9 protein-coding genes and 1 tRNA gene are annotated in these 14952 nt (G+C 67.8%); 1 reads left to right on the top strand and 9 read right to left on the bottom strand.

Features of this window, described 5'->3' with window-relative positions:
* Window positions 1-24 precede the first annotated feature (24 nt).
* Genes WDU93_RS13465 through polA form a run of 3 tightly spaced genes read right to left on the bottom strand, consistent with a single transcriptional unit; the run spans window position 25 to window position 5452 of the window.
* Window positions 25-1056: an LLM class flavin-dependent oxidoreductase gene (locus tag WDU93_RS13465; RefSeq protein WP_337321498.1), complete on the bottom strand. Its 1032-nt coding sequence runs from the start codon at window positions 1054-1056 to the stop codon at window positions 25-27.
* 56 nt (window positions 1057-1112) lie between these two features.
* A complete protein-coding gene (locus WDU93_RS13460; RefSeq protein WP_337321496.1) occupies window positions 1113-2789 on the bottom strand; it encodes a DUF885 domain-containing protein in 1677 nt (558 codons plus the stop codon).
* Window positions 2790-2821: 32 nt separating this feature from the next.
* A complete protein-coding gene (gene polA, locus WDU93_RS13455) occupies window positions 2822-5452 on the bottom strand; it encodes a DNA polymerase I (protein ID WP_337321493.1) in 2631 nt (876 codons plus the stop codon).
* Window positions 5453-5540: 88 nt separating this feature from the next.
* On the opposite strand from polA, the gene WDU93_RS13450 reads away from it, so the two are divergent.
* Entirely contained in the window at window positions 5541-5930 is a 390-nt protein-coding gene (locus tag WDU93_RS13450) for a hotdog fold thioesterase (protein WP_337321530.1), read from the top strand.
* Window positions 5931-5932: 2 nt separating this feature from the next.
* Here the strand turns inward: WDU93_RS13450 and WDU93_RS13445 are convergent, their stop codons facing one another.
* From WDU93_RS13445 to gltB, 6 genes are all read right to left on the bottom strand, one after another.
* Complete coding sequence (locus WDU93_RS13445; protein WP_337321491.1) at window positions 5933-6469, bottom strand: GNAT family N-acetyltransferase; 537 nt, start codon at window positions 6467-6469, stop codon at window positions 5933-5935.
* A complete protein-coding gene (locus WDU93_RS13440) occupies window positions 6466-7092 on the bottom strand; it encodes an ANTAR domain-containing response regulator (RefSeq protein WP_337321489.1) in 627 nt (208 codons plus the stop codon). Before WDU93_RS13440 ends, WDU93_RS13445 begins: the two co-directional genes overlap by 4 nt.
* 65 nt (window positions 7093-7157) lie before the next feature.
* Window positions 7158-7240: transfer RNA gene (locus WDU93_RS13435), tRNA-Leu, on the bottom strand.
* Between the two features lie 69 nt (window positions 7241-7309).
* Window positions 7310-8758, bottom strand: a complete 1449-nt coding sequence (gene pyk / locus WDU93_RS13430; RefSeq protein ID WP_337321529.1) for a pyruvate kinase — start codon at window positions 8756-8758, stop codon at window positions 7310-7312.
* A gap of 50 nt (window positions 8759-8808) precedes the next feature.
* Complete coding sequence (locus tag WDU93_RS13425; protein ID WP_337321487.1) at window positions 8809-10281, bottom strand: glutamate synthase subunit beta; 1473 nt, start codon at window positions 10279-10281, stop codon at window positions 8809-8811.
* Window positions 10274-14863 carry a glutamate synthase large subunit gene (gene gltB / locus WDU93_RS13420; RefSeq protein WP_337321485.1) on the bottom strand — a complete coding sequence of 1530 codons (4590 nt, stop codon included), beginning with the start codon at window positions 14861-14863 and terminating at the stop codon, window positions 10274-10276. The genes WDU93_RS13425 and gltB overlap by 8 nt, the downstream gene beginning before the upstream one ends.
* Window positions 14864-14952 lie beyond the last annotated feature (89 nt).

Here is a 14952-nt window from a genome sequence, read left to right as displayed (position 1 = left end):
CGCGCCGCCGCACCACGGTGCGAGTCAGTCAGCGGCGAGCAGCGCCTTCACCCGCGGGATGACCTCGGTCGCGTAGAGCTCGATGGACGACATGAGGTTTTCGTGCGACAGCGTGCCGGTGGCGTACTTCATGTCGAAACGTCCGATGCCGAGCGTTCGGATGGTGTCGGCGATCTTCGCGGCCACCCGCTCCGGCGAGCCGATGTACTGCGATCCTTCGGGGCCCACGTCGTTCTGGAAACGGGCACGGCTGTAGGGCGGCCACCCGCGCTCCGCGCCGATCGTGTTCGCCATCGCCGCGACCGATGGATACGCCGTCTCCCATGCCTCGTCGTCCGTGGCGGCGACGAAGCCGGGCGAGTGCACCGCGACGGGGTAGGCCGTCGTGCCGAAGCTCTGCGTCGAGCGGTGATACAGATCCATGTACGGCTTGAAGCGCGCCGCAGGACCACCGATGATCGCCAGCATCATCCGCAGACCATGGCGCGCGACGCGCACGACGGAGTCGGGGCTGCCGCCCACACCCACCCACGTGGGCAGGCCGTGAGCCGTCTTCGGGAAGACGTTCGCGTTCTCCAGCGGCGCGCGCATGGTGCCCGACCAGGTGACGGGCTCTTCCTTGAGCAGCTCGACGAACAGCTCGAGCTTCTCCTCGAAGAGGGCGTCGTAGTCACGCAGGTCATAGCCGAACAGGGGGAACGACTCGATGAACGAGCCGCGCCCGAGCACGACCTCGGCGCGACCGTCCGAGACGGCGTCGAGAGTGGCGAACCGCTCGTAGACACGCACCGGGTCGTCAGACGACAACACGGTCACGGCAGTGCCGAGTCGAATGCTCTTCGTGCGCCCGGCGATCGCCGCCAGCACGAGCTCGGGCGAGGAGACCGCGAACTCAGGGCGATGGTGCTCGCCGATGCCGAAGAAGTCCACCCCCAGGCTGTCTGCCAACTCTGCCTGCGCGACGATGTTGCGGATCGTCTGCGCGTCACTGAGCAGTTCGCCATCGGCGCCCTGTGTGACGTCGCCGAAGGTGTCCAAGCCGAACTCGATGACCATGTGTTCATCCTTTCCATTCACTCGAATGAACCAGGGCGGGTGCTACGGCATTCCCGTCAGCTCGAGAGGAAGACGCTGCGCAGTGTGTCGAGCCCCACGCCGCCGATGTCGAGGGCGCGCTTGTGGAAGTCCTTGAACGAGAACGCGTCGCCCTGCTCGGCGCGCACGGTGTCGCGCACCTGTTCCCAGATGCGCTGACCGACCTTGTACGAGGGCGCCTGACCCGGCCAGCCCAGGTAGCGATTGACCTCGAACTGGCGGAACTCGTCTGGCATGTTCACATTGCGGCGCATCATCTCGAGCGCGTAGTCGTGATCCCAGACGCCCTCGCCGTCGAGGCGCGGCTTCTTCAGATGCACACCGATGTCGAGCACCACGCGCAGCGCGCGCATGCGCTGGCCGTCGAGCATGCCCAGTCGGTCGGCCGGGTCGTCGAGGTAGCCCAGCTGCTCCATCAGGCGCTCGGCATAGAGCGCCCAGCCCTCGGCGTGACCGGAGGTGCCGGCCAGCACGCGTCGCCAGGTGTTCAGCTCGGCGCGGTTGTAGGTCGCCTGAGCGATCTGCAGATGGTGGCCCGGCACACCCTCGTGGTACACGGTGGTGAGTTCTCGCCAGGTGTCGAACTCGTTCACACCCTCGGGCACCGACCACCACATGCGGCCGGGGCGCGAGAAGTCGTCGGTGGGGCCCGTGTAGTAAATACCGCCCTCCTGGGTGGGGGCGATCATGCACTCCAGCGCACGGATCTGCTCGGGGATGTCGAAGTGCGAGGCGCCGAGCTCTGCGATCGCGCGGTCGCTCGTCTCCTGCATCCACTTCTGCAACGCGTCGGTGCCGATCAGCTTGCGCGACGGGTCGGCTTCGAGGTGGGCGACCGCTTCTTCGACAGTGGCGCCGGGCAGGATCTCGTTCGCGATCGCCTCCTGCTCGGCGATCATGCGGGCCAGCTCCTCGCGGCCCCACTCGTACGTCTCGTCGAGATCGATCGTCGCCCCGAGGAACCGGCGGGAATGCAGGGCGTACAGCTCACGTCCCACCGCATCCTCCTCGCCGGCGGCGGGAGCGAGTTCGCCCGTGAGGAAGTCGCGCAGAGCGTCGTACGCCACGCGCGCTGCACCGGCGTTGTCGGCGATCTCGCGGGCGAGGGAGGCGGGCAGCTGGCTGTCGTCGGGTCCGGCGTTGGCGGCGAACTCGGCGAAGAAGCCGTCGTCGGCGGTGTATCGGGTGATCTGGGTGGCGACCTCGGTCACCTGGCGCCGCGCGGGCACCACGCCGTGGCGGATGCCTTCGCGCAGCGTCTCGGTGTACCCCTTCAACGCCTGCGGCAGGGCAGCGAGGCGCTCGGAGATGACCGCCCAGTCGTCGGCGGATGCGGTGGGCATGAGGTCGAACGCCTGGCGGAAGTCCTGGGCCGCCGAGGCGATGACATTCAGATCACGCAGGTGTGCCTGCGCGTCGTGCAGTTCGAGATCCAGACGCAGCTCACTGCCGAGATCGGCCTTGGTGACCTCGTCGACACCGTCGACAGGGTCGAGGGCATCGAGCGCTGCGAGGGCGCGGCGGGTCTCGGCGATTGCGCGCGCGTGTCCCTCAGGGCTGAGGTCGTCGAGACGGCCGTTCGCTTCGTTGCGTCCGATATAGGTTGCGAGCACCGGAGAGAGCTCGACGAGTGTGTCGACCCACTCCTCCGCGACCTGGTCGATCGCGGTCGGCTTCCGAAATTCTGCAGTCATGCCTCCGAGCGTATCCCGCGACCGGCTCGGAGTCAGTGAGCCGCCTCGTTCCAGTCCTGGCCTCGACCGACCTGCACGTCCAGCGGCACGGACAGGTCTGCAGCCCCCGCCATCCGCTCCCGAACGATGCGTTCCGCCGCATCCCACTCACCGGGCGCGACCTCGACCACGAGTTCGTCGTGGATCTGCAACAGCACCCGCGACGACATACCTTCGTGCTGCAGGTCGTCGTGGATGTGGAACAGGGCGATCTTCATGATGTCGGCCGCACTGCCCTGGATGGGCGCGTTCAGCGCGGCACGCTCGGCGTTCTCGCGCAGCACGCGGTTGGGGCTGGAGAGATCGGGGAAGGGGCGCCGGCGCCCGAAGATCGTCTCGGTGTACCCGACCTCCTTCGCCGCCATCACTGAGGCGCGCAGGTAATCGCGTACGGCACCGAAACGGGCGAAGTACTCGAGCATGAGCTGCTTGGCCTCGGCCTGCTCGATGCGCAGCTGCTTGGACAGGCCGAAGGCCGATAGCCCGTAGACCAGGCCGTACGACATCGCCTTGACCTTGGTGCGCATCGCCGAGGTGACCTCGGCCGGCTCGACGCCGAACACGCGGGCACCCACGAAGCGGTGCAGGTCCTCGCCTGAGTTGAACGCCTCGATCAGGCCCTCATCGCCCGACAGGTGCGCCATGATGCGCATCTCGATCTGCGAGTAGTCCGCCGTCAGCAGGGTCTCGTAGCCCTCGCCCACCTGGAACGCGCTGCGGATGCGGCGGGACTCCTCGGTGCGCACGGGGATGTTCTGCAGGTTCGGGTCGGTGCTGGAGAGGCGACCCGTCTGGCTGCCGGTCTGCACGTAGGTGGTGTGGATGCGGTGATCGGGCTTGATCGCGGCATCCAGCGACTCGATGATCTGTCGCAGCTTGGTCGCCTCACGGTGCTGCGAGAGCAGCTCGAGGAAGGGATGCGGCGCCGATTCCTGCAGATCGGCGAGAGCCGCGGCATCCGTCGAATAGCCGGTCTTCGTCTTGCGGGTCTTCGGCAGCTCGAGCTCGTCGAACAGCACCTCTTGCAACTGCTTGGGCGAGCCGAGGTTCACCTCCCGACCGATGGTCGCGTACGCGTCTTGCGCGATCGCCGCCGCACGCTCGGCGAGCTCGGACGAGAACTCGGAGAGCGCCGGGTGCGACACGGCGACGCCGGCGAGCTCCATCGCGGCGAGCGTCTGCAAGGTGGGCAGCTCGATGTCGGTGAGCACCGTGGCGACCGAGTCGGGCATGTCCTCGCGCAGGGCTCGGCTCACCCGCAGCGCGAACCACGCCTCCTGAGCGGGAGTGGCGCCTTCGTGCTCGGGCACGAGCTGGCCAGGGTCGGCCTCGGGCACCTTCTCGCCGAGGTACCGCTCGACGAGGTTGCCCAGGGTCTTGTCGGGGAAGCTCGGGCGCATCAGCCAGCCGGCGAGCAGCGTGTCGTCGGCCAGTCCGCCCAGACGGATGCCCGCGACGTCGAGCGCCTTCACCTGCGGTTTGGCGTCGTGGAGCACCTTGGGAGTGTCGGAGGCGAGCCAGTCACCCAGGGCCGCGGCAGCGGCATCCGTCCAATCCGTCTCGCGCAGCTCGGTGTCGGTCGCAAGACCCAGCCGCAGGCCGCGGCCACCGGCGACCGTCAGCGTCATGCCCACCGGCGCCTGCTGGGTGCCGACCCATGCCGCCAGGACCTCGGGAGTGACCTGCTCGGCGGTGGGGATGGCCACCACCGCGGCGTCGTCCTCGACCTCTTCGGCGCCGACCGCTTCAAACACGCGGGGCAGGAGCGTGCGGAACTCCAGGCGGGCGAAGATGTCACGCACGGCCTGCGCATCGATCGGCGCCACGGCCAGATCAGCGGGTCCGACGGGCAGCTCGACGTCGTTGAGCAGACGGTTGAGCTTGCGATTGCGGCGCACGTCGTCGATGTGCTCGCGCAGGTTGCCGCCCACGACGCCCTTGATCTCGCCGGCGCGATCGAGCAGTTCATCGAGGCTGCCGAACTGGGTGAGCCACTTCACCGCGGTCTTCTCCCCCACCTTCGGCACACCGGGCAGGTTGTCGCTCGTCTCGCCGACGAGCGCGGCGATGTCGGGATACTGCTCCGGTCGCACGCCATAGCGCTCCTGCACGGTCACCGGGTCGTACCGCTTGAGCTGCGAGACGCCCTGCACAGACGGGTACAGCAGGGTCACCTCGTCGGTGACGAGCTGGATGGTGTCGCGGTCACCCGACACGACGAGCACGTCATAGCCCTGATCTGCGCCCTGCGCGGCGAGCGTGGCGAGGATGTCGTCTGCCTCGATGCCCTCCTTGGTGAGCACCGTGATCGACATCGCCGAGAGCACGTCTTGCAGCAGCGGGATCTGCCCGCGGAACTCCTGCGGCGTCTCGGAGCGTGTGGCCTTGTACTCGGGGTATTCGTCGGTGCGGAACGAGCGTCGCGACGTGTCGAAGGCGATCGCCATGTGCGTCGGCTTCTCGGCCTTGATGAGGTTCACCAGCATCGACAGGAAGCCGTAGATGGCGTTCGTGTGCTGGTTGTCTTTGGTGGTGAAGTTCTCGACCGGCAGCGCGAAGAAGGCGCGGTAGGCGAGCGAATGGCCGTCGACGACCATGAGGGTAGGCTTTGCGGAGTCCGTCACCCTGTCAGCCTAACGACCGGGACCGACACGCACCCGACGAGGAGTACCTGTGAGCGAAGAGACCCTGACGCCAGGACTCGAATGGGCCATGCAGCGGGGCAAGGGCGCGCTGGCCGAGAAGATGGGCATCGAGTTCACCGAGTTCTCCGTCGAGCGCAGCGTCGGCACCATGCCGGTGGCCGGCAACACGCAACCGGTCGGCATCATGCACGGCGGTGCCTATGTGGTGCTCGGCGAATCACTCGGTTCGATGTCGGCGAACCTGCACGCCGGTCCCGGCCGTCTCGCTGTGGGCGTCGATATCAACGCCACCCACACGCGTTCAGCCTCTGAGGGAACCGTCACCGGGGTGTGCACGCCGATCCACCTCGGGCGCAGCATCACCGTGCACGAGATCGTGATCACCGACGATCAGGGGCGGCGCTGCTCGACGATCCGCATCACGAACATGATCAAGGATCTCCCCAGCGCCGGTTGAGGCTAGTCCAGGAGGCGCTGGAACAGCAGGTGGTCCTGCCACTCCCCCGCGATGTGCAGGTAGCGCTCCGCGCGGCCGATGGGCGTGAATCCCGCCGCCGCGAGTACCCGCTGCGATGCGGTGTTGTGCACGAGCGTTGCGGCCTGCACGCGGTGCAACCCGAGGTCGTCGCGCGCGTGCGCGAGAGCCTTCTGGATCGCTCGTCGCATGAGACCGCGCCCGGTCAGGCGCGCGTCGATCCAGTAGCCGAGGTGGGCGCTCTGGAAGGCACCGCGCACGATGTCGCTGAGGTTCACTCGGCCGACGATGCGCTGATCGGCATCCGTCAACACCAGCGCCCAACTGCGCCCGGCTGCGACGTCATCCAGCGTGTACGCGACGAGCTGCTCCTGGCGCGGAAGAGTGAAGTACTCCTCCGCGCGCGCCGGCTCCCAGGGAGCCAGATGTGCCCGGTTGTGTGTGTAGGCCTCGGCGAGGGCAGCGGCGTCCCCCTTGTGCAGGGCGCGCAGCAGGATCCCGTCGCCGAGATCCGTGCTCACTTCTTGGGAGCGAGCTGCTCGATGATCGCCTTCGCGACGTCCTGCATGGTGAGGCGACGGTCCATCGACGCCTTCTGGATCCAGCGGAACGCCTCGGGCTCCGAAAGGCCCATCTTCTCGTTCAGCAGGCCCTTGGCGCGGTCGACGAGCTTGCGGGTCTCGAAGCGCTCGACCATGTCGGCGACCTCGGCCTCGAGCGTGATGATCTGCTCGTGACGGGCGAGGGCGATCTCGATCGCGGGCAGCAGGTCGTTCGGGGTGAACGGCTTGACCACGTACGCCAGGGCGCCGGCCTCGCTCGCGCGCTCGACGAGCTCCTTCTGGCTGAAGGCGGTCAGCAGCACGACCGGGGCGATGTTGCCCTTGTGCAGCTTCTCGGCGGCGCTGATGCCATCGAGCTGCGGCATCTTGACGTCCATGATGACCAGGTCGGGGCGCAGCTCGGTCGCCAGGGCCACGGCAGTCTCGCCGTCTCCGGCCTCGCCGACGACGTCGAAGCCGTTGTCGCGCAGGATCTCGACGATGTCGAGACGGATGAGCGATTCGTCCTCAGCGACGACGACGCGTCGCGGAGCGGATGCCGTGGGCTGCTCGGCCTGTACGGGCTGTTCTTCCTCAGTCACAGAACCATCCTAATCGAGAGAGTTTTCTTCAGTGCCGGCCGCCCGAGGGCGACCCGCGATCACAGTGCCGGCGGTGGGACTCGAACCCACACGCCCTTTCGGACAAAGCATTTTGAGTGCTCCGCGTCTGCCATTCCGCCACGCCGGCCCGTGGATGACTCTAGCGCACACGTAAGGGGCGGAGCCGTGCGGCCCCGCCCCTCGCGCGTGTTGAGTCTCAGATCCCGGTCTTGTAGACCGGAGCGGCGCCACCAACGGCGTCTCCGACCTTGTGCACGCGGATGTCGTTGGTCGAGCCGATGATCCCGGGAGGGGAACCGGAGATCACGACGACCTTGTCACCCTCCTTGGCCAGGTCGTTGGTGAGCAGATAGTTGTCGACCTGCAGGTACATGAGGTCGGTGTGCTTGACCTCGTCGACCAGGGTCGGCTTGATGCCCCAGACCAGCGCCAGACGGCGACGGATGCCGGGAATCGGGGTGAACGCGACCATCGGAATGCGCGAGCGCAGACGCGAGAGGCGACGGGCGGAGTCACCCGACTGGGTGAACACGCACAGGAACTTCGCGTCGACGAACTCGGCGACTTCGAGAGCAGCCAGCGTGATCGCGCCGCCCTGCGTGCGGGGCTTGGTGGTCAGGGGCTGGATACGCTCCAGACCGTGCTCTTCGGTCGATTCGATGATGCGGGCCATCGTCTCGACGACCTTCACCGGGTACTCGCCCACGCTGGTCTCACCCGAGAGCATGACCGCGTCGGCGCCGTCGAGCACCGCGTTGGCCACGTCAGAGGTCTCGGCGCGCGTCGGCACCGGGCTGGAGATCATGGACTCGAGCATCTGCGTGGCCACGATGACCGGCTTCGCCATGCGGCGGGCGATCTCGACGGCACGCTTCTGCACGATCGGCACGGCCTCCAGCGGCAGCTCGACGCCCAGATCGCCACGGGCGACCATGATGCCGTCGAACGCGTCGACGATCTCTTCGAGCGCGTCGACCGCCTGCGGCTTCTCGACCTTGGCGATGACCGGCACCTTGATGCCCTCTTCGGCCATGATCTCGTGCACGCGCACGACGTCATCGGCGCTGCGCACGAACGACAGTGCGATCAGGTCGGCGCCGATGCGCAGACCCCAGCGCAGATCGTCTTCGTCCTTCTCGCTGAGCGCGGGGACGTTGACGGCGACGCCGGGCAGGTTGATGCCCTTGTTGTTCGAGACCGCGCCGGCCACGACGACGCGGGTGGTGACGGTGACGCCATCGGTGTCGATGACCTCCACCCGCACCTTGCCGTCGTCGATCAGCAGAAAGTCACCGGGCTTGACGTCCTGCGGCAGGCCCTTGAAGGTGGTTCCGCAGATCTCCTTGTTGCCGATGATGTCTTCGGTGGTGATCTTGAAGATGTCACCGACCGCGAGCTCGTACGGGCCGTCCTCGAACCGGCCGAGACGGATCTTCGGCCCCTGCAGGTCGACGAGCACGGAGACGGCACGACCCGAGTCCTCCGCAGCGCGGCGGACATTGGCGTAGTTGGCGTCGTGCACGGAGTAGTCACCGTGGCTGAGGTTCAGGCGGGCGACATCGACGCCCGCATCGATGAGTGCGCGAACGGACTCATAGGTCGAGGTGGCAGGGCCGAGTGTGGCGACGATCTTCGCGCGTCTCAACATCTTCTCCAGGGTAGGGGTGGGGGATATACCAGGCGTCGTTGCCGCGCTCAGCCTACGCCGGGCGGCACGCTCAGCGCGACATCATTCGGTCCGACGGGCGAGGGAAGCATGGTCTCCCCCATCAGATGACGGTCCATCGCGGCGGCCGCGGCGCGGCCCTCAGCGATCGCCCACACGATGAGCGACTGGCCACGACCGGCGTCACCGGCGACGAACACGCCCGGAACCGCCGTCTGGTAGTCGTTCTCACGGTGGATGTTGCCGCGGTCGGTGATGGTCGGGCGCGTCTCACCGTCGAAGCCGTCGGTCTCGGGGCCGGTGAAGCCCATGGCGATCAGCACCAGGTCGGCGGGGATCTCGCGCTCGGTGCCGCTCTTGGGCACGCGACGGCCGTCGACGAACTCGGTTTCGGCCACGCGCAGAGCGCGCACCTCGCCGACGTCGTTGCTGAGGAACTCGACGGTCGATGCCAGATAGTGCCGCTCGCCGCCTTCCTCGTGTGCGGACTGCACTTCGAAGAGCGTCGGCATGGTCGGCCACGGCTGGTGGTCGGGTCGCGTGTCGCCGGGCTGGCGACCGATGGCGAGGTTGGTCACGCTGACGGCACCCTGCCGGTGGGCGGTGCCGATGCAGTCGGCACCGGTGTCGCCACCGCCGATCACGACGACATGCTTGCCCTCGGCGGTGATCTGGTCCGAGACGGTGTCGCCGGCGGTGGCCTTGTTCGACTCGACGAGGTACTCCATCGCGAAGTGCACACCATCGAGATCACGACCGGGGATCGGCAGGTCCCGCGGCACGGTCGAGCCGGTCGCGACAAGCACCGCGTCGTAGCGGCTGCGCAGCTCATCCCACGAGATGTCCTTGCCGATCTCCACACCGGCGCGGAACCGCGTACCCTCCTCCTGCATCTGACGCAGGCGAGACTCGAGGTGCCGCTTCTCCATCTTGAAGTCCGGGATGCCGTAGCGCAGCAGACCGCCGATGCGGTCATCGCGCTCGAACACCGCGACCGTGTGGCCGGCGCGCGTCAGCTGCTGCGCGGCGGCGAGTCCGGCAGGACCCGAGCCGACCACGGCGACCGTCTTGCCGGTCAGGCGTGCCGGAGGCTGCGGGTCAACCCAGCCCTTGGCGAAGGCCTCGTCGATGATCGACACCTCGACCTGCTTGATCGTGACGGCGGGCTGATTGATGCTCAGCACGCAGGCGCTCTCACAGGGGGCCGGGCACAGGCGACCGGTGAACTCCGGGAAGTTGTTCGTCGCGTGCAGCCGCTCGATCGCCGCTCGGTCTTCGCCGCGCCAGGTGAGGTCGTTCCACTCGGGGATGAGATTGCCCAGCGGGCATCCGGAATGGCAGAACGGCACACCGCAGTCCATGCAGCGGCCAGCCTGGCGGCGCAGCACCGTGCGGCTGCCCGGCTCGTACACCTCTTTCCAGTCCATGATGCGCACGGGCACGGGACGGCGAGCGGGGAGCTCGCGTTCGGTCGTGGTTAGGAAGCCCTTGGGATCAGCCACCGGTCACCTCCAGGATGCGGTTCCAGACGACATCGCCGTCGGGGTCCAGCCCCTCAGCTTCTGCGGTCTGACGAGTGCTCTGCACTGCGGCGAAGTCGCGCGGCAGCACCTTGGTGAACTCGGCCTGCGCGGAGTCGAACGACTCCAGCAGCTCGGCCGCGAGGGGCGAGGCGGTGCGCTCGACATGCTCGACGAGCAGGCTGCGCAGCACCTCGAGGTCGGCGCGATCCAGCGGCTCCAGGCGCAGCTCGCCCGTCTCCAGCGCCTGGGCGTTGATGTTCTCGCGCTGCAGGCCCCGCACGTAGGCCACACCACCCGACATGCCGGCACCGAGGTTGCGTCCGGTCTCGCCGAGGATGACGGCCAGTCCACCGGTCATGTATTCGAGTGCGTGGTCTCCCACGCCCTCGACCACGGCCGTGGCACCGGAGTTGCGCACCAGGAAGCGCTCCCCTACGACGCCCGAGATGAACATCGTGCCCGAGGTCGCGCCGTAGCCGATCACGTTGCCGGCGACGACGTTGTGATGCGGCGCGAAGGTCGCATCCCGCGGCGGACGAATCGTGATGTCACCGCCCGAGAGCCCCTTGCCGACGTAGTCGTTCGCATCGCCTTCCAGGCGCAGCGTGATTCCCGGCGGCAGGAAAGCCCCCAGCGACTGACCGGCGGTGCCGTGCAGGATGACGTCGATCGTCTCGCGAGCGAGGCCTTCGGCACCGAAGCGCGAGGTGACCTCGTGTCCGAGCATGGTGCCGACCGCGCGCTCGGTGTTGCGGATCGGCAACTCGATCACCACGGGAGCACGGTCCACGAGCGCCTCGTTGGCCATCCGAATGAGCTGGCGGTCGAAGTGCTTCTGCAGCTCGTGGTCCTGCTCGCGGCCGCTGCGACGCGGCTCACTCGCCGGGAACACGGGGCCGTCGAGGATCGGCGACAGATCGAGCCCGTCGGTCTTCCAGTGCCGGATGGCGGCATCGGTGCGCAGCAGGTCCGCGCGGCCGATGATCTCGTCGAGCGAACGGTAGCCGAGCTCGGCGAGGATCTCACGCACCTCTTCGGCGATGAACTCCATGAAGTTGACGACGAACTCCGGCTTGCCGGTGAAACGCTCGCGCAAGACAGGGTTCTGCGTGGCGACGCCCACGGGGCAGGTGTCAAGGTGGCAGACCCGCATCATGATGCATCCGCTGACCACCAGCGGCGCCGTCGCGAAGCCGAACTCCTCAGCACCGAGCAGCGCGCCGATGATCACATCGCGGCCGGTCTTGAGCTGTCCGTCCACCTGCACCACGACCCGGCCGCGCATGCCGTTGAGCATGAGGGTCTGCTGCGTCTCGGCCAGCCCCAGCTCCCAGGGGGTGCCGGCGTGCTTGAGCGAGTTCAGCGGGCTCGCGCCGGTGCCGCCGTCATGACCCGAGACGAGCACGACATCGCTGAGGGCCTTGGCGACTCCCGCAGCGACCGCGCCGATGCCCGACTGGCTCACGAGCTTGGTGTGGATACGGGCGCTCGGGTTCGCGCGCTTGAGGTCGAAGATCAGCTGCTTGAGATCTTCGATCGAGTAGATGTCGTGGTGCGGAGGCGGCGAGATGAGTCCGACGCCGGGGGTCGCATGACGCGTCCGCGCCACCCACGGGTACACCTTCTGCGGCGGCAGCTGACCGCCCTCGCCCGGCTTGGCGCCCTGCGCCAGCTTGATCTGCAGGTCGTCGGCTTCGGTGAGGTACTGACTGGTCACGCCGAAGCGGCCGGAGGCCACCTGCTTGATGGCGCTGCGACGCTCGGGGTCGACCAGCCGATCGGGATCCTCGCCGCCCTCACCGGTGTTCGACTTGCCGCCGATCCGGTTCATGGCGATCGCCAGGGTCTCGTGCGCTTCCTTCGAGATGGAGCCGTAGCTCATCGCTCCGGTCGAGAAGCGCTTCACGATCTCGCTGACCGGTTCGACCTCGTCGAGCGGAACCGGGTGGCGCTCCCCCGTGCGCAGTTCGAACAGCCCGCGCAGCGTCTTCAGGTCACGCGCCTGGTCGTCGACGAGCTTCGTGTACTCACGGAAGATGTCGTACCGGCGAGTGCGCGTGGAGTGCTGCAGCCGGAACACCGTCTCTGGGTTGAACAGGTGCGGCGATCCATCGCGACGCCACTGGTACTCGCCGCCGGTCCACAGCCGTTCGTGCACACGCGCGGCGGTATCTTCCGGATAGGCGAAGTCGTGACGGGCCTGGTTCTCGGCGAACACATCCTCGATGGTGATGCCGCCGAGCTTCGTCTCGGTGCCGGTGAAGTAGGCGTCGACGAGCTCCTGGCTGAGGCCTACGGCCTCGAACACCTGCGCGCCGGCGTACGAGCCGACGGTCGAGATGCCCATCTTCGACATGATCTTCAGCACGCCCTTGCCGAGCGCGTAGATGAGGTTGCGCACGGCCTTCTCGGGCGTGATCCCGGTGATGTAGCCGGTGCGCACGAGATGCTCGACGGTCTCCATGGCCAGGTACGGGTTGACCGCGGAGGCGCCGTAGCCGAGCAGGGTCGCGACGTGGTGCACTTCGCGGACGTCACCGGCCTCGACGATGAGGCCGACCTTCATCCGGTTCTCCTTGCGGATCAGATGATGGTGCACAGCCGCGACCATGAGCAGCGACGGGATCGGCGTGAGGTCCTTGTTGGAGTCGCGATCCGAGAGGATCAGCAGCTCGGCGCCCTGCTCGATCGCGGCATCCGCTTCGGCGCACATCTCCTCGAGACGCTCCGTGAGCGTGTGGGGGCCGGCATCGAAGTGGTACAGGCCCTTGATGGTCGCGCTGGAACGGCCGGGAAGCACCCGGTCGATGTGGCGGATCTTGGCGAGTTCGTCGTTGTCGATCACCGGGAAGTCGAGGGTGACCGTGCGGGCGTGCTCCGGTCCCCACGAGAGCAGGTTGCGCTCGGGCCCGAGGCCCAGGCGCAGGCTGGTGACGACCTCTTCACGGATCGCATCCAGGGGCGGGTTGGTGACCTGGGCGAACTGCTGCACGAAGTAGTCGAACAGCAGGCGCGGACGGTCGCTGAGCACGGCGATCGGCGTGTCACTGCCCATGGCACCCAGCGGCTCCGCGCCGTTCTGCCCCATCGGGGTGAGAAGGATGCGCACTTCTTCTTCGGTGTAGCCGAAGGTGCGCTGACGGCGCGTGATGGATGCCGCCGGGTGCACGATGTGCTCGCGCTCGGGCAGATCAGCCAGGCGCACCGCGCCCTCGTCGAGCCACTCCTGCCACGGGTGCATGGCGGCGAGATCCTGCTTGATCTCGTCGTCCTCGACGATGCGACGCTGCGCGGTGTCGACGACGAACATACGACCAGGACGCAGCCGTCCGCGGCGCTTGATGCGCTCGGGCTCGAACTCGAGCACGCCGGTCTCACTGCCGATGACAACGAGGCCGTCGGTTGTCTCGGTCCACCGCCCCGGGCGAAGACCGTTGCGGTCCAGGGTCGCGCCGACGAGCGTGCCGTCGGTGAAGATCAGGGCGGCGGGGCCGTCCCACGGCTCCATCTGGTTCGAGTGGTACTCGTAGAACGCGCGCAGCTGCGGGTCGAGCCCCGCCTGCTTCTCCCAGGCCTCCGGGACCATCATCATGATGGCGTGCGGCAGGCTGCGTCCGGTGAGGGTGAGCAGTTCGAGCACCTCGTCGAACGAGGCCGAGTCGCTCGCGCCGACCGTGCAGATCGGCAGCAGCGGCTTCATGTCACCGAGCAGCTCTGACTCGAGCTGTGACTGGCGGGCCCGCATCCAGTTACGGTTGCCGCCGACGGTGTTGATCTCGCCGTTGTGGGCCAGCATGCGCAGCGGCTGCGCGAGCGGCCACGACGGGAAGGTGTTGGTCGAATAGCGCGAGTGCACCACGGCGAGCTCGGAGGCGAATCGCTCGTCCTGCAGGTCGGGGTAGAACGGCTCGAGCTGCAGCGTGGTGACCATGCCCTTGTACCCGAGGGTGCGCGAGGACAGCGACACGAAGTAGGCGCCGAGCTCGTGACCGGCACGCTTGCGCAGGCGATAGGCGAGGCGGTCCAGCGCGATGCCGGATGCCGCGGCGTGCTCACCGGCGGCGGGGTGCGAGACGAACAGCTGCTCGAACGCGGGGCGTGCCTCGTCGGCGAGCTTGCCCAGGTTCTCATTGGCCGTGGGCACGTCGCGCCAGCCGAGCACCGTGAGGCCCTCGTCGCGGGCGATCCGTTCGATGCCGGCCTTCTGCTCGCGGCGCGCACCGGAGTCGCGCGGGAGGAAGGCGAGACCGGCTGCGTACTCGCCCACCGGGGGAAGGTCGAAGGTGACGACATCGCGGAAGAACGCGTCGGGCATCTGCGTGAGGATGCCTGCGCCGTCGCCGGTGCCGGCATCGGAGCCGATCGCACCGCGGTGCTCGAGGTTGCGCAGCGCCTCCAAGGCGAGCGAGATGATGTCGTGCCCCGGCGTGCCGCGGAGCGTGGCGACCATGGCGAGGCCACAGGCGTCCTTCTCATTGGCGGGGTTGTAGAGACCCTGTGCGGCCGGGTACTGCTGACCCACAGGCTGAGCGGGGTCGTTCACATGGCGGCGTGAAGCCATAGCTGCCGTCCTCGATAGGTTCGGTGCACGGAGGACGTCGTCGGCCTGCGCAGTGCGGGCAGGATCCCCCGAGGCGACCCGCGCCTCGG

The organism is Microbacterium istanbulense, from assembly GCF_037204145.1.
Lineage (GTDB): Bacteria > Actinomycetota > Actinomycetes > Actinomycetales > Microbacteriaceae > Microbacterium > Microbacterium istanbulense.
The sequence above is the reverse complement of the archived record's forward strand: the minus strand, read 5'-3'. Positions and strand labels throughout refer to the sequence as shown.